Origin of the sequence: Flavisphingomonas formosensis (genome assembly GCF_009755815.1) — a bacterium.
Taxonomy (GTDB): Bacteria; Pseudomonadota; Alphaproteobacteria; order Sphingomonadales; family Sphingomonadaceae; genus Flavisphingomonas; species Flavisphingomonas formosensis.
Map to the genome: position 1 here is coordinate 78,971 of NZ_WRPK01000005.1, position 19,426 is coordinate 98,396.

At 64.8% G+C, this 19,426-nt stretch carries 14 protein-coding genes and 1 pseudogene; 3 read left to right on the plus strand and 12 right to left on the minus strand.

Annotated features, from left to right (window positions below; all coding sequences use genetic code 11):
• Window positions 1–559 precede the first annotated feature (559 nt).
• From cobA to GQY20_RS15020, 11 genes and pseudogenes are all read right to left on the minus strand, one after another.
• Entirely contained in the window at window positions 560–1,339 is a 780-nt protein-coding gene (gene cobA, locus GQY20_RS14970) for a uroporphyrinogen-III C-methyltransferase (RefSeq protein ID WP_157217933.1), read from the minus strand.
• A complete protein-coding gene (locus tag GQY20_RS14975) occupies window positions 1,326–3,923 on the minus strand; it encodes a nitrate reductase (RefSeq protein WP_157217934.1) in 2,598 nt (865 codons plus the stop codon). Before GQY20_RS14975 ends, cobA begins: the two co-directional genes overlap by 14 nt.
• A complete protein-coding gene (nirD, locus tag GQY20_RS14980; RefSeq protein WP_157217935.1) occupies window positions 3,923–4,258 on the minus strand; it encodes a nitrite reductase small subunit NirD in 336 nt (111 codons plus the stop codon). The genes GQY20_RS14975 and nirD overlap by 1 nt, the downstream gene beginning before the upstream one ends.
• A gap of 5 nt (window positions 4,259–4,263) precedes the next feature.
• Window positions 4,264–6,783: a nitrite reductase large subunit NirB gene (gene nirB, locus GQY20_RS14985; RefSeq protein WP_157217936.1), complete on the minus strand. Its 2,520-nt coding sequence runs from the start codon at window positions 6,781–6,783 to the stop codon at window positions 4,264–4,266.
• 209 nt (window positions 6,784–6,992) lie between these two features.
• Window positions 6,993–8,201 carry a hypothetical protein gene (locus tag GQY20_RS14990; protein ID WP_157217937.1) on the minus strand — a complete coding sequence of 403 codons (1,209 nt, stop codon included), beginning with the start codon at window positions 8,199–8,201 and terminating at the stop codon, window positions 6,993–6,995.
• 84 nt (window positions 8,202–8,285) lie between these two features.
• Complete coding sequence (locus GQY20_RS14995; protein WP_157217938.1) at window positions 8,286–9,530, minus strand: nitrate/nitrite transporter; 1,245 nt, start codon at window positions 9,528–9,530, stop codon at window positions 8,286–8,288.
• Window positions 9,531–9,744: 214 nt separating this feature from the next.
• On the minus strand, window positions 9,745–10,962 hold the full coding sequence (locus GQY20_RS15000; protein WP_157218258.1) for a CmpA/NrtA family ABC transporter substrate-binding protein: 1,218 nt from the start codon (window positions 10,960–10,962) through the stop codon (window positions 9,745–9,747).
• Window positions 10,962–11,540 carry an ANTAR domain-containing response regulator gene (locus GQY20_RS15005; RefSeq protein WP_157217939.1) on the minus strand — a complete coding sequence of 193 codons (579 nt, stop codon included), beginning with the start codon at window positions 11,538–11,540 and terminating at the stop codon, window positions 10,962–10,964. Before GQY20_RS15005 ends, GQY20_RS15000 begins: the two co-directional genes overlap by 1 nt.
• 369 nt (window positions 11,541–11,909) lie before the next feature.
• Window positions 11,910–12,541, minus strand: a pseudogene (locus tag GQY20_RS15010) (tyrosine-type recombinase/integrase).
• 223 nt (window positions 12,542–12,764) lie between these two features.
• The gene (locus tag GQY20_RS15015; RefSeq protein ID WP_157217940.1) at window positions 12,765–13,688 is read right to left on the minus strand and encodes a 2-hydroxyacid dehydrogenase; all 924 of its coding nucleotides are present in this window, start codon (window positions 13,686–13,688) and stop codon (window positions 12,765–12,767) included.
• Between the two features lie 6 nt (window positions 13,689–13,694).
• Window positions 13,695–15,452 carry a dihydroxy-acid dehydratase gene (locus GQY20_RS15020; RefSeq protein WP_157217941.1) on the minus strand — a complete coding sequence of 586 codons (1,758 nt, stop codon included), beginning with the start codon at window positions 15,450–15,452 and terminating at the stop codon, window positions 13,695–13,697.
• Between the two features lie 201 nt (window positions 15,453–15,653).
• On the opposite strand from GQY20_RS15020, the gene GQY20_RS15025 reads away from it, so the two are divergent.
• Entirely contained in the window at window positions 15,654–16,322 is a 669-nt protein-coding gene (locus tag GQY20_RS15025; RefSeq protein ID WP_157217942.1) for a haloacid dehalogenase type II, read from the plus strand.
• A gap of 615 nt (window positions 16,323–16,937) precedes the next feature.
• On the opposite strand, the gene GQY20_RS15030 is transcribed toward GQY20_RS15025, so the two are convergent.
• Window positions 16,938–17,420 (minus strand): DUF6130 family protein, encoded by a 483-nt coding sequence (locus GQY20_RS15030; RefSeq protein ID WP_232476059.1) that lies wholly within the window; start codon window positions 17,418–17,420, stop codon window positions 16,938–16,940.
• Between the two features lie 287 nt (window positions 17,421–17,707).
• Between GQY20_RS15030 and GQY20_RS15035 the strand changes: the two genes are divergently transcribed.
• Window positions 17,708–18,622: an alpha/beta fold hydrolase gene (locus GQY20_RS15035; protein ID WP_198351014.1), complete on the plus strand. Its 915-nt coding sequence runs from the start codon at window positions 17,708–17,710 to the stop codon at window positions 18,620–18,622.
• Window positions 18,623–18,671: 49 nt separating this feature from the next.
• A complete protein-coding gene (locus GQY20_RS15040) occupies window positions 18,672–19,421 on the plus strand; it encodes an SDR family NAD(P)-dependent oxidoreductase (protein WP_157217944.1) in 750 nt (249 codons plus the stop codon).
• Window positions 19,422–19,426: the final 5 nt, after the last annotated feature.

A 19,426-nucleotide genomic window follows, 5' to 3' on the forward strand; every position in this document is an offset into this window, starting at 1 on the left:
CACGACGGTTGCGCCCATGGCGTCCTGGCCGACGACCCAGTGCATGCCCATTCCGGGATCGAGCCCAGCGCGGGGCACACCGACCAGCAAAACCACCACCGTCCGCACTCTGACGCCGCACGAAATCACGCTGATCCGGCCAGAACCGGCACCTCAGGCCCAACAACGCGTACCCGCCAGAACCATCCCAAAGCCTATTTACCCATAGACCAACGCGCGGGGCCCGCGGGTTCCTGCACTGGAGGCTTTCGTACGCAAGCGCCCGAAACCCTTCACAGACCCCGGTCGTTCCCCGGTCGGATTTTGAACGGCAGGTCCTGGCACAACTTGCCATTCACCTCTGGTGCGAAGCGGTCGAGCAACAACACGCCTAAATCGAACCTGAGGTTATCGTGAACAACTGATCCCTTGCTTTCTGTCAGAACTGCGGCGCTCTTTGGACGCACACGGACAAAATCTCGCCTGCGTCGCGGTGGCCAATCTGTTCCAGTACTTACGACTCCAGGCCTTCGGAAAAGTGAGTGGGCGTGTGGGAAACAACCGAACCCGTTCAATCTTGTCAGGCATACAGCAGCGCTCCGTCCGCTTCTGTTTCGGTACGCTCATGACCGACGACCGCGTCCCCCACCAGCAGAAGGGTCGGCTCCTTGTCACTGACCGCTTGAACTAAGAAGGCAAGCGCGGAGAGCTTACCCCGGATCAGCCGCTCGGTCGGCAGCGAGACGTTGACCGCGACCATGACCGGTGTGTCGGGGTGCCGCCCCGCAGCGATCAGGTTGCGGCTGATCTCGCCCGCTGCCGCCCGGCCCATGTAGATGCCGAGCGTGTTGTCGCCGGCGAGCGCCGCCCAGTCGAGCGCGAGCGGCTCGCCGGCGCGCAGATGCGCCGTCACCAGCGTCAACCCGCGCGCTACCCCGCGCAGGGTGAGCGACATATGACCGCTCGCCGCCGCCGCGCTTGCCGTTGTGATGCCGGGGCAGATATGGACGGAGACGCCTTCACGCCCCAGATGCGTCATTTCCTCGGCGGAGCGGCCGAAGATAGACGGATCGCCGCCCTTCAGGCGGACGACGCGCCGCCCCGCCTTCGCCGCCGCGAGCAGCAGGTCGTTGATGCTTTCCTGCGCCTTGCTGTGGCGGCCCGACCGCTTGCCGACGCTGACCTGCTCGACGCCGGGCGGGATCAGGTCGAGCACGCCCGGCCCCACCAGCGCGTCGTAGAAGACGATGTCGGCCGCCGCGATCAGCCGTTCGGCCTTGCGGGTCAGGAGGTCGGGATCGCCCGGCCCGGTGCCCACCAGCCAGACGTCGCCGGGGGCGATGAGATCATTCTGCGGCATTGAGCGTCTCCTGCATGGTCTGGGCGAGGATGTTGGCGAGAGCGGGGCGGCAGGAGCCGCAATTGGTTCCCGCGCCGATCGCCTGGCCGATGGCGGACACGTCAACGAGGCTCTGATCGCGGATCGCGGCGACGATCTGGTTGAGGCCGATGTCGAAGCAGACGCAGATGGTCGCGCCCTTGTCTGGCTGAGCGCCCGGACCGCGCGCGGCGAGGACAGCGGCGGTCACCCCCTCCGCCTCCAATTGCCCAATCAGCCAGTCGCGCGAAGGCAGCAGGCCGGTGCGGGTGAGGAAGAGGACGGCGGCGAGCCGGCCTTCGCGGAGGATGGCGATGCGGCGGGTGCCGCGCGCGGGATCGACCGCCTCGACCCGGTCGCCCCTGGGCAGGCAGGCGTCGAGCCGCGTGGGATCGCCATTGCCGGCCACCTCGTAGAGCGCTCCGCCGGGGATCGTGATCCGCGTTGCCCAGAGGCAGGGCGGCGCTGCCGGCTCCGAGCCGCGCAGGATGAGGAAGCCTTTCCATTCGACCGCGACTTTTTCGAGGCGGGCGGGCGTGGACTTGAAGCCGGGCTGGCCCGAATGGGGATCGACCAGCGGCCGGGGGAGCAGGCCGGTGCGGCCGCCAGTCGAGACCTGATCGGTCCAGTGGATCGGCGTGAATATCTCGCCGGGGCGCTGGCCTTCGGTGAGGCTCACGCGAAAGATGCTCTCGCCCGACGGTGTGGCGACGCGGGCGAGATCGCCTTTGGCAAGGCCAAGCGCCTGCGCGTCGTCGGGATGCACCTCGACCAGAGGCTCCTCGCGGTGGCGGGCGAGCTTGGGCGACAGGCCGGTGCGGGTCATCGTATGCCACTGGTCGCGATACCGGCCGGTGTTGAGCGTCATGGGCCAGTCGCGCAGCGGCGGCTGGCGGTCCATCTGTTTCGCCAGGACCAGCCGCGCCCGGCCATCGGGCGTGGCAAAGCGGCCATCGGCGAAGGGCGCGCCGCCCCAGCGGAAGGGCTCCATCGCCTCATAGGCATCGTTGGCGATGGCCGCGTGGGCGCGCAGGTTGAGCAGCCGCTGCCCGTCATTCTGATAGGCGGTGAGGCGAGCATGTTCGCGCCAGATGTCCGCGGGCCGATCATAGGCGAAGGCGTTGCGCCAGCCCATGCGGCGCGCGACCTCGGTGACGATCCACCAATCGGGCCTGGCTTCGCCGGGGAGGGGGAGGAAGGGGCGCTGGCGGCTGATCGTGCGGTCGGAGTTGGTGACGGTGCCGTCCTTCTCACCCCAGCCGGCGGCGGGGAGCCGAACATGGGCGTTGGTGCTGCTGTCGGTGGTGGCCATGATGTCTGACACGACGAGGAAGGGGATCGAGGCCAGCGCTTCGCGCGCGCGGCCGGCATCGGGCATGGACACGGCGGGGTTGGTCGCCATCACCCACAGCGCCTTGATCCGCGCCTCGCCGATCGCGCGGAACAGGTCGACGGCCTTGAGGCCCGGTCTGGTCGCCATCGCCGGCGCGGCCCAGAAGCGGCCGACGCGGGCGACATTCTCCGGCGCGAAATTCATATGCGCGGCCAGCGTCGAGGCGAGCCCGCCGACCTCGCGGCCGCCCATCGCATTGGGCTGGCCGGTGATGGAGAAGGGCGCCGCGCCGGGCTTGCCGATGCGTCCCGTCGCCAGGTGAACGTTGAGGATGGCGTTGACCTGATCGGTGCCCCGGATCGACTGGTTGACGCCCTGGCTGAACAGGGTGACGGTGCGCGGGGTGGCGGCAAACAGGCGGAAGAACTGCTCCAGCAGCGCCGGTGGCAGGTCGCAGGCCTTTGCCGTGCTCCAGAGATCATGGCTGGAGCGGATATGCTCCCAGAAGCCGTCGGGCACCGTCAGATGATCGGACGAGGCGACGCCTTCCCGATCGCACCAAGCGAGCAGCCCGTTCATCAGCGCGACGTCGGTGCCGGGCTTGAGCGCCAGATGCAGGTCCGCGCCTTCGCACGTCTCGGTGCGGCGGGGGTCGATGACGACCAGTTTCGTGCCGCGCGCGGCGCGGGCGGCCTGGATGCGCTGATAGACGACCGGGTGGCACCAGGCAGTGTTGGAGCCGACGAGGACGATGAGGTCGGCTTCGTCCAGATCGTCATAGCTGGCGGGTACCACATCCTCGCCAAAGGCGCGCATATGGCCGGCGACCGCGCTCGACATGCACAGGCGCGAATTGGTGTCGATATTGGCCGATCCGATGAAGCCCTTCATCAGCTTGTTGGCCACATAATAATCTTCGGTCAGCAACTGGCCCGAGACATAGAAGGCGACACTGTCCGGGCCGTGCCGGGCGACGGTTTCTCGAAACGTCTTCGCCACCAGGTCCAGCGCCCTGTCCCAGCTTGCTCGCTTGCCGCCGATCATCGGGTGAAGCAGGCGGCCGGCGAGGCCCACCGTCTCGCCCAGATGCGTGCCCTTCGAACAGAGCCGGCCGGCGTTAGCGGGATGGGCTTCATCCCCCCTGATGGTCACGGCGCGCGGTCCGGCTGGCGTCGCCGAGATGCCGCAGCCGACGCCGCAATAGGCGCAGGTGGTGCGGACCGCTTCGCCCATCAGGCCGCCTCCCGCGCCTGGACGGGTTGCGCGATCAGGATGCGGTCGCCGTCCATCCGCACCGCGACGGTCGGCGTGCAGCCTTCGTCATTGCCCTGCGCCTCGCCGGTTTTGAGCGCGATGGTCCAGTTGTGCAGCGGGCAGGCGACATTGTGGCCGTGGACGATGCCCTGGCTCAATGGCCCGTTCTTGTGCGGGCATTCATTGACCAGCGCGAAAACCTGGTCATCGCCCGTGCGGAAGACGGCGATCTCCTTCTCGCCGCCGATCTGCACGGTGCGGGCGCCGCGCTGCGGAATGTCGGCGATCGTGCCGATGTCGATCCAGTCGGTCATGGGACTTACTCCGCCGCGATGGCTGTGGGGTTGAGGGGCTGGTGCAGGTCGGCGCGCGCGCCGGCGGCGCGCTGCGCCCAGGGGTCGTCCTGGCTGAAGCTCTGCGCACAAAGGAAACGCGCGCGCAGCGCCTCGCGGCCCGCATGATCCTCGACGATCCGGCTTTTCACATAATCGACGCCGACCCGCTCGATCCAGGGGGCGGTGCGCTCCAGATAGCGGGCTTCCTCGCGGTAGAGCTGGATGAAGGCGGCGCAATAGTCGAGCGCCTCCTGCTCGGTCGTGACCTTGCACAGCAGGTCGGTGGCGCGGAGATGGATGCCGCCATTGCCGCCGACGTGCAGTTCATAGCCCGAATCCACGCAGACGACGCCGAAATCCTTGATCGTCGCCTCCGCGCAGTTGCGGGGGCAGCCAGAGACGGCGATCTTGAACTTGTGGGGCATCCACGATCCCCAGGTCATCCGCTCGGTCTTGACGCCAAGGCCGGTCGAATCCTGCGTGCCGAAGCGGCACCATTCGGACCCGACACATGTCTTCACGGTGCGGAGCGACTTACCATAGGCATGGCCCGACACCATGCCCGCCGCGTTGAGGTCGGCCCAGACGGCGGGCAGGTCTTCCTTCTTGATGCCGAAGATATCCAGGCGCTGGCCGCCGGTGACCTTGACCATCGGCGCGTCATATTTCTCGACCACGTCGGCGATCGCGCGCAGCTCGCGCGGGTTGGTGAGGCCGCCCCACATGCGCGGCACCACCGAATAGGTGCCGTCCTTCTGGATATTGGCGTGCATCCGCTCGTTGACGAAGCGGCTCTGCTGGTCGTCCTGATAGATGCCGGGCAAGGCGCAGAGCAGATAGTAGTTGAGCGCGGGGCGACAGGAGGAACAGCCATCTGGCGTCGACCAGTGCAGCTTCTGCATCACCTCGGGAATGGAGCGCATGTCCTGCGCCACGATCTCGCGCCGCACATCGTCATGGCCGAAGCTCGTGCATTTGCACAAGCTCTTGGGCCCCGACTGGACGCCATCGCCCAGCACCTCGCTCAGCAGATTTTCGACCAGGCCGGTGCAGCTGCCGCAGCTCGCCGACGCCTTGCAGGCGCCACGAACGGCATCGAGGCTGCGCGCGCCCTGTTCGATGCAGGCGACGACCTGGCCCTTGCTGACGCCGTTGCAGCCGCAAATCTCGGCATCGTCCGAGAGCGCCGCAACGGCCGCCTTAGGGTCCAGCGCGCCCCCTCCCGAGGCGAAGGCCGGGCCAAAGATCAACAGGTCGCGGATATCCGCGATATCCTCGCCCTTCCTGAGCAGGTCGAAATACCAGCCGCCGTCCGCCGTGTCTCCATAGAGCACGGCCCCGACGATCCTGTGGTCCTTGACGACGACCCGCTTGTACACCCCGCGCGACGCGTCGCGCAGGACGATATCCTCGGAGCCTTCACCGCCCGAGAAATCGCCGGCGGAAAAGACGTCGAGGCCCGCGACCTTGAGCTTGGTCGAAGTCACCGAGCCCTTATAGCCCGTATGCCGGTCGGTCAGACCATCGGCCAGGCTGCGGCACATGTCCCATAGCGGCGCAACGAGGCCATAGACATTGCCGTCATGCTCGACGCATTCGCCCACCGCCAGCACATCGGGGTCGCTCGTCACCATATGGTCGTCGACCAGGATGCCGCGATTGACCGCCAGTCCCGCCCCGCGCGCCAGCGCGGTGGAAGGGCGAATGCCGACCGCCATGACGACCAGGCTGGCGGGTATCTCGCGCCCGTCCTTCAGGCGCACGCCCTCCACCTTGCCCTCGCCATATATTTCGGCGGTATTCGCGCCGGTGAGGATGGTCTGGCCGCGCGCCTCCAGGGCGCTCTTGAGCAGCCAGCCCGCCGCCTCGTCCAGCTGGCGCTCCATCAATGTGTCCATCAGATGGATGACGGTCACCTTCATGCCGCGCAGGGTCAGGCCGTGCGCCGCCTCCAGCCCCAGTAGGCCGCCGCCGATCACCACCGCGTTTCCGCCATTCGCGGCGGCCGCCAGCATCGTGTCGACATCCCTCATGTCGCGGAAGCTGATGACGCCGGGCAGATCCTTGCCCGGTACAGGGATGATGAAGGGATCCGATCCGGTCGCGATCAGCAGCTTGTCATAGTGCACGGTGCGGCCCGACCGGCTGGTCACCGCCTTGGCGGAACGGTTGATCGCCGACACCGGGTCGCCCGCGATCAGGTCTATGCCATTATCGGCATACCATTCGCGCGTATTGATGACGATGTCGTCGAAGCTCTTTTCGCCCGCCAGCACCGGGGACAGCATGATGCGGTTATAGTTCACATGCGGCTCGGCGCCGAAGATCGTGACCCTGTAGCGTGCCGCGTCGCGCGCCAGCAACTCCTCCACCGCGCGGCAGCCCGCCATGCCGTTGCCCACGACGACCAGATGTTCGCGCCCGCCATCGGCCGGCGTCAGCAGCGCATCGCCGCTATCGAGTGCCGGCTCCATGCCGGCCTGCGTCCCGTCCTGAAATTCCATCCCGTGACTCCAGAAAACAAAAAAGCCGCCATCCCGACCCCTGGACATTGAAGCCCGGGGGTCGGGATGGCGGCTTTGCCATCATATGCGCCTCGTCGATCCGTCCCTGGACCGCCTCGGCTATGTGAAGAAGGACAGCCTTGTCCCTTGCAGTGCAGCATAAGGGGAATCGCCTGACGGCTCAAGCGATTCCTCTCGTGGCTTTTCAGTCAGATGGACCAGTCGGCCTGGAGCCAGAGCTTGTCCGTGTCGGTCGCCAGCGCGCGCGCGTCATAATGGGCGTAGCGGACGGACAGCATGGTCTTTTTGAGTTTCGCCGATGCGAGAAAATCGATCTCATTGCCATAATGCTGGCTCAGGCGATCGCTTCTGTAACGATGCCAGCTGCCCGTCAGCGACACGGCCGACAGCGGCCCCATCGTCTTCCAGCCATAGCCGCCGCCGACATAGAGGTCGCGAATGCCGTTGGGCGGGGTCGTCAGGAATTTGTCGGCCCAGCCCTGGAACTTGAAATTGGTGCCGAGCGGCGTCTGGAAACTGGTGAGGGCGGCGCCCTTGCTCGCGCCCAATATCTCATAGCCGCCGTTCAGCTTCCAGCCCTTCACGTCCAGCGTCGCGTCGGCCAGCCAATAGTCGGCGGCATAAGCATTGGGGTTGCGATGATAGTCGGACTGGCGCGCATAGCTCAGCTGATAGCTCAATTTCGCGGCCTTCGAGAGCGGGCGCGACCCCGCGAGGCGCGCGCCATAGGTCTGGCTCGACAGGCGATAGCCCTGCACCGCCGTCTCGTCCTGATCGACCAGATAGGCAAAGCCGGTCAGCGCGCCGATGGGCGTCGCGTAGGAGAGATTGGCGAAGACATTGTCGCCGCCGATCGCCTGCTGCCGCGCGCCGATGCCATCGATGCCCCAGATGGTGCGCACGCTCCAGACATAGGCCACGTCCAGCTTCAGCCCCTTGGCGGGCGTGATTTCGGCGCGCAGGGCGTCGAACGTCTGGCCATTGTCGCGAAAGCCGACATTGCCGACGAAGCGTTCGTCGTCGAGCGCGATCTTCTGCCGTCCCGCTGTCAGCGTCACCACATTGGTCCGGTACTGGACCTGCGCGATGTAGAGCGCGACATTCTGCGGATCGGCGACCAGCGGCCGGGTGGCAGCGCCGTGCAGCCCGTCATAATAATGGTCGATGATGGCGAGCGTACCCTGACCGACCAGGGTGGCGCTCAGCGCGCCGGTGGTGGCGGTGACGCCGGCGCGGACGCGGGCGGTGAGCGCGCTGGCCTTCGACTGCGCGAGGCCGTCCTGATCGACATGTTCGTAGCGCAGCCGCGCTTCCGCGACCGGCTTGAGAGCGACTTGCTGGGCGCAAGCGGGCCCCGCGACGGCGAGCCCGGCCGCCGATAGAAAAAGCGTCTTCATGGATGCTCGTCCCCCTAGGACGCGAATATCGTGCAGAGCAGGGAAGGCGGGTCACCCGTTGATGCCGCCCGCCTTCCCTCTGGATCAGATGCGTGCGCCGGTCGTCCAGCTCTTGCGCCACTTGCCCCGCACCAGCGCGATGCCGGCGAAGGCCAGCGCGGCCAGTCCCGCGAAGATCAGGAAGCCAGATGCGAAGCTGCCGGTGAACTGCTTGGCGAGGCCGAGCGAACTGGCAAGATAGAAGCCGCCGACACCACCCGCGAACCCGACAAGGCCGGTCATGATGCCGATTTCCGCCTGGAACCGCTGGGGCACCAGCTGGAACACCGCGCCGTTGCCCGCGCCCAACGCCAGCATGGCAAGGACGAAGCAGCCGAGCGCCGCGACCAGCGTCGGCGCCTGGCTGACCCCCGCCAGCGCGAGAGCGGCGATGACGTAGACGATCATCAACGCCTTGGACCCCCCGATCCTATCGGCCAGCGCGCCCCCCATCGGCCGCACCAGCGATCCGGCGAACACGCATGCCGCGGTGCAATAGCCCGCGATGATCGGGGTCAGGCCGAACTGGTCGGTGAAATAGATGGGCAGCGACGCCGCAAGACCCACGAATCCGCCAAAAGTGACCGCATAGAAAGCCATCAGCCACCAGGCGTCGGCCTGTTTCAAGGGCTGGAAATAATCGATCAGCTTCTTGGGCGCGGGCGCGTTCGGCGCGTCCTTGGCCATCACCATATAGACGAGGAAGACGATGGTGAGCGGGATGCAGGCGAGGCCCAGCACCGCGTTCCAGCCGAACAGCTTGGCCAGCATCGGCGCGAAGAGCGACGCGAGCACCGTGCCCGAATTGCCCATGCCGGCAAGGCCCATCGCCTTGCCCTGATGCTCGGCGGGATACCAGCGGCTGGCGAGTGGCAGCGCGATCGCGAAGCTGGCCCCGGCAAAGCCCAGAATCACGCCCAGCGCCAGCGTGCCGCCGAAGCTGTTGACGCCCGCCAGATAGGCGGTCAGCAGCCCGGCGATGACGATGATCTGGCTGATCGCGCCCGCCCGCTTGGGGCCAATGCGATCGACCAGCAGGCCGTTGACGACACGCAAGAATGCTCCAGCCAGGGTGGGCACCGCGACCATCAGCCCCTTTTCCGCCGGGGTCAGCGCAAGCGCCTTGGAAATGGCGGGCGCGAGCGGCCCCAGCAGCACCCAGACCATGAAGGCCAAGTCGAAATAGAGAAAGGCCGCGATCAGCGTCGGCGGGTGGCCGGCCTTCCAGAAACTCGTCGCGGGCGCGGCCGGGTCGGCCTTTCCTTCGCGATCCCAATAAGCTGTAGCCATGTGACGTCCCCCATCAAACGGAAATGGACATGAAAAAAGCCGCAGGCCGGACACATGCACTAGGGCATGATCCGGTCAGCGGCTTTGCTGCGATACGGTGAGGATGACGATCCCACCCTTGGGACGGCACATCCGTTAAGGCGCGCTTCGTCGCGCGGCGTCTATGTTATCCCGCGATTCGCTTCATGTTGCAAGGCACAATTTCCGTGGCTTTTCAGCGTGTCGGGTGGAACCCATTTAGGAACTCGTTGATCCGTTCGGGATCGAAGATGCGCCCATCGAAGAATCGATCGGGTCCGAGCGTGATGCCCGCGCCCCCGCGCGAACCGACCGCGAGCGGCAGGCCGAGCGCTCCTTCCACCTTCATGCTGGCCCCAGGCATCGGCACCTGCGTGCCGGTGAGCGCCCGGCGGAAGACATCGGGCCGGAACACCGCGCCCGCGCGCGCGATGTGATCGGGCGAATGGTCGATCATGTTCCACCGAACTAGCTGGGAATAGATCCACAACGCCTGGCTGCGCCAGGGGAAGGGCGTGGCTTCCCGCCCAAAAAGCAGATAATCGGGATTGACGATCGGGGCCTGCCCGGCGCGCACGACCATCCGGCCGGTCAGCGCCCGCGCAATGAGGTCGGCGGGCTGATCGACATAGCGCGGGTCGGACAGAAGGTGCGAAAGCTCCCCATGATGGGCGGGATCGTCGCACCACGACGCCGCACGGATCAAGGCCCGCAGCAGGCGGTCGACAAGCGCCGGATTGTCTTCGAGCCAGGCTTCGCGGAAAGCCAGAACCTTCTCCACCCCCCGCTGCCAGATGCGCTCGCCGATCGCCGCCGTTTCGGCAAGCCCCGCCTCCACCGCCGCGCTGCCCCAAGGTTCGCCCGCGATGAAGCCGTCAATTTCGCCCGCGCGCATCGCCTCGACCGTCAGCGAGGGCGGCAGGACCCGCAGCACCACATCGCGATCGGGGTCCACGCCTGCGCTCGCGAGCCAGTAGCGCAGCATGATCGCATGGCTGGAAAAGCGATGGACCACGCCGATCACGGGCTTGCGCCGCCATAGCCCAATGGCGGCCGCGAAATCGTGTGCGGTGCCCAGCGGGTCGGCGAGCCGGCGCGCGTGATCGGGATCGAGCGCGGCGGCGAAATCGCACGCCATCACCAGCATATTGCCGTTGACGTTGAGCTTGTAAGGTGCGGCGAGCGCCGCGGGTTGCTGGCTAAGACCCAGGGTCACCGCCACTGCCAGTGGCGCGAGCATATGCGCTGCCTGTACCTGGCCGTAGACCAGCCGATCGCGCAGCGTCGCCCAACTGGTCGATCGGATGAGGTCGAGCGTCAGCCCTTCTTCTTCGGCAAAGCCCCGTTCCTTAGCGACAGCCAGTACGGCGACGTCAGTCAACGGCAGGAAGGCGATGCGTAGAATATCCGTCATCATACCCCTCCCAACAGGTCACTGGCGGTGATGAGCGCCTGCGCCACGTCCACGATCCTCTTCCCCTGGTTCATCGCACTAGAACGCAGCAGCGCATAGGCTTCCTGCTCGCTCAAGGATCGCTGGTTCATCAGGATCGACTTTGCGCGATCGATGATCTTGCGATCGCTAAGCGCGGTGCGCGCCTCCTCCAGCTCGGCCTGCATCTGGGCAAAGGCGTTGAAGCGGCGGACAGCCAGTTCCAGCACCGGCTTCACCCGTTCCTTGCGCAATCCGTCGACCACATAGGCGGATATGCCGGCGTCGATCGCCGCGCCGATCATCGCGTCGTCCGACTGGTCGACGAACATCGCGATCGGCCGGGCGAGGGCGCGGCTGACCGTCAGCATTTCCTCCAGCGTGTCGCGGCTGGGATTGCCCAGGTCCATCAGCACGACGTCGGGCGCCATCCGCTCCAGCCGGGCGACGAAGGCGCCGCGCGGCGAGACGATCTGGATATCGTCATAACCCGCATCGCGCAGTCCTTCCTCCAGGACGGTCGCTCGCAGGCCGCTGTCATCGATGATGACGATTCTCATGGGGCTGACTTGCAAGGCATGAGGGCTGCAGGTCGGGCAATCACATCGCGCGGTCAAGGGGGAGCACCGGCAAACAGCCCCATTCTCGCCTCTCATGGACGCCGCCTAACAGACTAATCAACCTTATTGGCGAAATGGTCGAGGGAGATAGCGACCGTATATAGTCGCCGCGCCTCAGCACCGCAGCCCATGCCGAGACCCACTTCATCGATGTCCACAAACATGACAACCGCGCTGGCAGGACGGCTGGCGGACACCGCTGAACGTCGGCTTCGACAAGGAACTGACGTCCGACCTATGACATCGGAGTGGCAGGAATGTCCCGAGCGCCCATTTCCGGCTCTCCACCGGAAGCGGGCGCCATCGGGTTCAAATCTCGGTGTTCTCGGCGAGGGCAAGAGCATCCTCCGCGTCGATTCCAGCGTAGCGGACCGTATTCTCGATCTTGCTGTGGCCGAGCAGGATCTGAATGGCACGAAGGTTGCCGGTGGCCCGATAGATTATCGATGCCTTCGTTCGGCGAAGTGAGTGCGTGCGATACTCGCTTCGCATGAGACCGACACCTGTTACCCATTCGTCGACAAGCCTCGCATACTGCGGGTGCTGAGATGCCCACCGTGATCAACCCTGCTGGGAAAGACATAATCGTCCACCGCGCCGCCGCGCCGATCCAGCCACGCCCGCAGGCTCGCCCGAGCGTCCGGCAGTAGCTCGAACTGAACGGGTCTTCCCGTCTTCTGCTGCATCACGATTGCCCGTGTCTGGATCAGTCCGCCGCTAACAATGTCGCCGATCTTGATCTGCACGAGGTCGCAGCCCCGAAGCTTGCTGTCGATCGCCAGATCGAACAGTGCCGATCCCGCAGACGGCGGCGCTGATTACGGTGAAAACGGATTTCCCAGATCTGCTTCGGTTTTAGAGCCCGCTTTGCACCCACGGTCTTGCCGGCATTCCAAACAGGGCGCTTGCTGGCAGCGGCTTCGGTTTTCAGGCATCTCCATGGTCGTTCTCCTATGGCCACATTGGCCACCTGCAGAACGCTCGCCGGCGAGGAGGCGGACGAATGGCTTTGGGGCTTGTGCCGACCAGTTGAAGTCATTCGCTGACCGGGAGTAAATGTCTGCTTCTGCCAGAAGCTACCGGTCGAACTCTTCGGGGCGACCACCATTCCGCGGGTACGCTCACCCTCTCAAGCAGTTACTCGGTAAAAGGCCGCGATCGCTGTCAATATCCGCGCGAACGGTCGATTACCTCCAGGGCCTCGCCCCGCTGATGACGTCGTATGTTCTCCAAAAGGATGGGCGCGGCTGTTTCGGGTTGGGTCATGCTCGCGACGTGCGGCGTCAGGAATATTCTCGGGTGCGTCCAGAAGGGATGCTCGTGGTGCAGAGGTTCCGGCTCGGCAACGTCCAGGATCGCGCGGGAGAGATGGCAGGCATCGAGCGCTTCGATCAAATCCTCATCAACCAAATGCCCCCCACGGCCAACGTTGATAAGCGCCGCCCCCTTGGGCAGGGCTGCAAAGAGGCGGCGGTCGAGAATGCCTCGTGTCGTCTCGGTGAGCGGAAGCAGGCAAACCAGCATGTCGCAGCCAGCCAAAAACGGCTGCAACTGATCGGCTCCGGCGTAGCTATCGACCTGCTCCATGCGGCGCGGCGAACGATTCCAGCCGCGCAGATCGAAACCATAAGTGGCGAGCCGCGCCAGCACGGCTTGCCCAAGCACACCCATGCCCATCACGCCGATCGTTCGTGCAGACGCCGGCGGCACTTCAAGGGGGTTCCAGATCCGTTTCGGCCGGGTCTCGATATAGTCGAAGAAGTCGCGATGCAGCGCCAGCACGGCAAGGCTGACATACTCTACCATGCCATTGATGATGCCGGGCTCGACCATCCTGACAATGGGAATGTGATCGGGAATCTTGGAAAAGTCGACGTGATCGACGCCAGCGCCCGACGAGAACAGGACTTTCAGCCGGGGCAGCGATGCGAGAAGCTCAGGCGGCGCCTGCCAGGCAATCAGATATTCAACATCGGTCAGGTCACCCGCATCGGGCCACACGCGAAAGTCGAGATCGGGAGCGTGCTCGGCGAAATACGTGGCCCATGCGGGTCCGCGGGCTTCGTCCGATCGATAGAGAATGCTCATGATGGGTCACCAGCCCCCGACCCAGCCGTCGAACAGTCCATCCGGAAGGGTTTCTGTATCGGCACCACGGAGAAAGTCGAAGTCACAGCCACGATGGGCCTGCTCGACATGCTGGTTGTAAAGGCTGCGGTATCCACGCGTATGTGACTGCGGCGACGCGCGCCACTCACGACGACGCCGTTCCAGCTCCGTTTCATCGACGCAAAGATCCAGCCGTCGCTCGGCCACATCGAGTTCGATGATGTCGCCGTCGCGGACCAAAGCCAACGGGCCGCCGACCGCAGCCTCGGGCGAGACGTGGAGGACGGCGGCGCCGTAGGCAGTGCCGCTCATCCGTGCATCCGAGATACGGAGGATATCCCGCACGCCACGTTCAAGCAGCCGGCGGGGAAGGGGCAGCATACCCCATTCCGGCATCGCCGCGCCGACCGGACCGGCGTTTCGCAGGATCAAAACACTTTTCTCATCAATATCCAGCGTCGGATCATCGATCCGGTCGGCAACCGTCTGCACATCCTCGAATACGATCGCACGGCCGCGATGCCGGAACAGCCTCGGATCGGCTGCGCAGGCCTTCATCACCGCGCCATCCGGCGCAAGGTTGCCGCGCACCACTACGAGCGGCTCCCCCACCCTTACGGGCTTGTCGAGCGGACGGATGACGTCCGGATCCAGCACCTCGGCGGCATCTATGATCTCGCCCACCGTGCGCCCATCCACGGTGACGGCGTCCAGATGCAGGAAAGGCTTCAACCGCTTCATGAGCGCGGGCACGCCACCCGCCGCCATCAGCCGCTCGGTCAGATGCTCGCCGGCCGGCTGGACGTTCGCAATCAGCGGGACCTGGCGGCCGATCTCGTCGAAGCGGTCAAGCGTCAAAGGCACGCCCGCTCGCCCGGCCAGCGCCAGCAAGTGGATGATGACGTTGGTGGAGCCGCCGACCGCGCACAGAAGTGCGATCGCATTGTCAAACGCGCGTTGGTCGAGGATTTCGGTGCCCTGCGGCCAACCCGACTCGGCCAACCCAACGCTGCGGCGGCCGACGTCGCGCGCGATGAAGCTGCGGCGGCGGTCGGCTGCAGGTACGAGACTGCTGCCGGGAAGGGAGAGGCCGAGCGCCTCGCAGATAGCCGCCATTGACGAAGCAGTACCCATCTCGGCGCAATGACCGACCGTCCCCATCACGTTGCGTTCGAGCTTCGAGAACTCGTCCTTCGTGGATTCGCCGGCGCGCATTTTATCGACCAGCCGCCACACGCCGGTAGCATTGGCGAGATCGCCGCCGGTGAAGGACCGCGGAGTCGCCGGGCCGCTGGCGAGGAATATGAAGGGAACGCGCGCGCTCACAGCTCCCATCAGCAGCGCCGGCTGTGTCTTGTCGCATCCGGCCAGCAGCAGCACCGCGTCAAACGGATAGCCGCGGATGCATTCTTCAACGTCCATCGAGAGGAGGTTGCGGAATGGGAATGATGTGGGCTTGATGATGTTTTCGCTGAGCGACATCAGCGGCACCTCGAATGGTATGCCGCCCGCCTCTATGATGCCGATCCGTGCCTCTTCCGCCAGCACCCGCAGGTTCAGGTTGCAGGGGTTGATGTCTGACCAAGTGTTCAGAATTCCGATCACGGGCCGGGACATGAGGTCCTCGCGGCTCCACCCCGCCGCGGCGAGAGTGCTGCGATGGACGAAGCCGGGCAGGTCGTCCTTGCGAAACCACCGCGCACTGCGAAGAGGATGCGCTTGCTCTGTCTCATCGCGGCTCATGCACCACCATAGAGTTGTTGAGATGAGGCAGACTTTACAGCGGTCGCGCGGCATGCACACGCCGTGCAATCATTCATTTCGGTATGAACCCGAGAAATAGTCGCTGCAATCGGCATCTTCTGTCAGTCGCTACGAAGACAATTTCGCGGCGGGACCAAGCGGCTTCCGCTCCGAACAACAGCCGGCAAGAGAGCGCGTCTTATGAGCCAGTTCAAACCGAAGTATATCACTTTCGATTGCTACGGCACCCTCACGAACTTTGAAATGGCACCGTCGGCGCGCAGGCTTTTCGCCGACCGCATTGCGCCGGAGCAAATGGAAGCCTTCGTCGAAGATTTCAGGGTGTACCGCCTGGACGAGGTGCTAGGCGACTGGAAGCCATACAGCGATGTCGTGAGCAACGCGGTCGAGCGGACGTGCCGCAAGTGGAAGCTCGATTTCAACGAGGCCGACGCGGCGGCGATTTATGACGCCGTGCCGACCTGGGGGCCGCACCCCGACGTGCCAGAGGGCCTCTCTAAGGTTGCCAAGGAGATCCCGCTTGTGATTCTATCAAATGCGATGAATTCCCAGATTCACGATAACGTGGCAAAGCTCGGCGCGCCAATTGCGCATGTCTTCACAGCAGAAGACGCACAGGCTTATAAGCCACGGCTTCGCGCGTTTGAATACGCCATCGATCAGCTCGGCTGCGCGCCCGAGGACATGATGCATGTCTCTTCGAGCTTCCGCTATGACCACATGTCGGCCTACGATCTGGGCTATGGTGCGCGTGTGTTCGTTGCACGGGGACATGAGCCGTCGCTGCCGGTTTACGCGACGCACGAGATCAAGGACATCGGAGGCCTTGCTGCGACCGTAGGCCTTTGATGGTTCGGCTCTGTTCCAAGCTATTGGCGTAAGCCGCTGCGGCGATCCGATCAGGCCCCTGCATCGGATCGCCGACATCATCAGCGGGGCAAGCCCGATCTTCGACCCCGCCCTCCCATCCTAGGTCGCAGACTTTTAGCGTGTCACCGATTGGGCTAGTCAACCAGTAGATGCCGTCGCTCGTACCAAGTGCAATCAAGTTCAGTTCTCCCGGGCGTCGGGGCAGAGGAGACACACCGACACCTGCAGGTGGCATCTTCTCTCTACGGCGGGAATGACAATGGCGCCGTCGACCGTGTGAACATCTGCTCCTGCCGAGACCTGCCGCGCACCCGATGCGCCGGAAACGGCAGCGAAGTCCCACGAAGCGGAGCTCGCTCCGCGCGGCAGCCGACGCGGTTCAGTCGTTTGACGGCGGTTTGTTGAATGGCCGCTTCCTCCGACACTTGCCGCTGACGTGGCGCGAACTTTTCGGCAGCAGCGCGCCTCATAGTCGGCGGTTCCAGCTAACTTACGCTGGCCACGAAACCGGCCGCTCGTTCGTTGCCGTCGTTGGCTCAGCAGGCCGAGAGTAATACAGCACTTGGGGCACTACGACCAAAGGGTGTAACGCCCTTACTGATGACCCGCGGAAGTCGCCAGAACAGGCACTACGAACCTGATTGTTCGCTGGTCGAGGGTCTGATGATTGGCGTTAACCAGCTCGACGAGGACCTTGTGCGGACCCACCGGCAATCCGGTGAGGATGATCTGTTCCCCGCTCGCGTCGGCCCAATGCCACGGTAGATCGTCCACGGTCACATGGATGTGACCGATGCGGGGCGAGACGTCTAGCGCCGCCGGCCCGAACACCTGGATGATGCGCAGGTTCTCGGCACGGTACTGGATGAACACGCGCCCTTTGGCGAGGGCCTCCGGTATCGGCGGATCGACGATCAGGCGCGCGGGCGGCTCATTCTCGATCGGAACGACGGCCGCTGGCCCGCGCACATCGCGCGCGGACTGAGCGGAAGCGCTGGTTGCCGTCATGATCAAAGCTCCGGAAAGGGCGAGCGGGATCGAGCGCATCATTGTCCTCGCTTCGGCGAAGGATCGCATGTCGTTTCTGCTGCGCGCAATCCGTCCGCCGCGCGAGACAGTCGTCGCGAGGAATCGTGAGGATCCGTGAGCGCAAGCGGCGGTCCTCCGCTCGCCTCACACCTGCTCTCGCCGCTTCACAGCGTCTCACTGTCCCCGCGCCCGGTGGCGCCGCACTGTCGTGAGCGCACCTCCCGGCCGCCGTCAAGCCCGGGCCAAGTCCTGCAAGGAGATGTCGGATGTCCTATCACGTGACCCGCGGCGCCGGTTTGAAACTGGCAAGCGCGCTGTTCTTACTCGCTCCCCAGATGCCCGCGGTCGCATCGCCCGGACTTCAGGCGGGAGCCGCGATCCCGCCTGTCATTCATTATCGCACAGTCAAGTTGGATGGCGTCGATATCTTCTATCGGGAGGCCGGGCCGGCCGACGCACCCGTCGTGCTGCTTCTCCACGGGTTCCCGACATCGTCGCACATGTTCCGGCGACTGATCCCGGCTCTGGCGGACCGTTATCATGTCATCGCGCCCGACTATCCAGGGTTCGGGGAAAGCGGCGCGCCCGATCACACAGCCTTCAAATACAGCTTCGGTCACTACGCCGACCTGATGGACAGCCTCATGATTCATCTCGGCGCTACCCGGTACGCGATGTACGTCATGGATTATGGCGCGCCCGTCGGGTTCAGGCTCGCGCTCAAGCATCCGGAAAAGGTGAGCGCGCTCATCATCCAGAACGGCAACGCCTATGAGGAAGGGTTGAAAGCCTTCTGGGATCCGATCAAGGCCTATTGGGCCGACGGTTCGGAGGCTCACCGTCAGGCAATAAGCGTGCTGGTCGCACCCGAGACCACGAAGTTCCAGTATACGGACGGCATGAGCGATGTCGCCCGGATCGACCCGGACAACTGGCATCACGATCAGGCGCTGCTGGATCGTCCCGGCAATCGCGATATCCAGCTCGACCTGTTCCTGGACTACGGAACGAACGTCCCGCTTTACCCTCAGTTTCAGGCTTTCTTCCGCAAATACCAGCCCCCGGCGATCATCATCTGGGGCAAGAACGACAAGATTTTCCCGGCCGACGGCGCTTATCCTTACAAGCGGGATCTTCCGCACGCCGAGTTCCACATTCTGGATAGCGGCCACTTTGTGCTCGAGGACCAGTTCGAGGTCGCAGAGCCGCTGATCCACGACTTCCTTGATCGCACGCTCGCGCGCCGCTGACGACCAGCGGCGCTCGAGCTCCCACCAAATCTCAGAAAAGGAACAGGTCATGCAACGATTGCAGGGCAAGGTCGCGGTCATCACGGGCGCCAACAGCGGAATCGGGCTGGCGATCGCCCAGCGCTTTTCTCAGGAAGGCGCCCAGGTTTTCATGACCGGCAGGCGGCAGGCGAACCTCGACGACGCGGTGCGCACGGTCGGCGGGAACGCAGTTGGCTTCCAAGGGGACGTTTCGAACCTGGACGATCTCGACCGGCTCTATGCCGAGGTCGCCCGTCACGCAGGAAGGATCGACATCCTGTGCGCCAACGCTGGCGGCGGCGAGTTCCGCAGGCTGGACGAAGTCACGGAAGATCATTTCGACCGAACCTTCGACAGCAACGTGAAGGGCATGGTGTTTACCGTGCAGAAGGCGCTGCCTTTGCTCTGCGACGGCGCCTCGGTGATCCTGACGGGGTCGACCGCTGGCAGCAAGGGGACGCCCGCATTCAGCGTCTACAGCGCGAGCAAGGCAGCGGTGCGGAACTTTGCGCGGAGCTGGGTGCTTGAACTCGCGCCCCGCGCCATCCGGGTCAACGTCCTCTCGCCTGGTTCGACGTCGACCGCGGGCTGGCATGGGCTCGCCTCGTCCGAAGAGGAGAATCTAACGATGCAGCGCCTGACCCGCGAGGCGACTCCGCTCGGCCGGCTGGGCGAAGCTGCCGAGATCGCCGCCGCGGCGCTTTTCCTAGCCTCGAGCGAGAGCAGCTATGTGAACGGCAGCGAACTCTTCGTAGATGGCGGGGCGGCGCAAATCTGACCCTG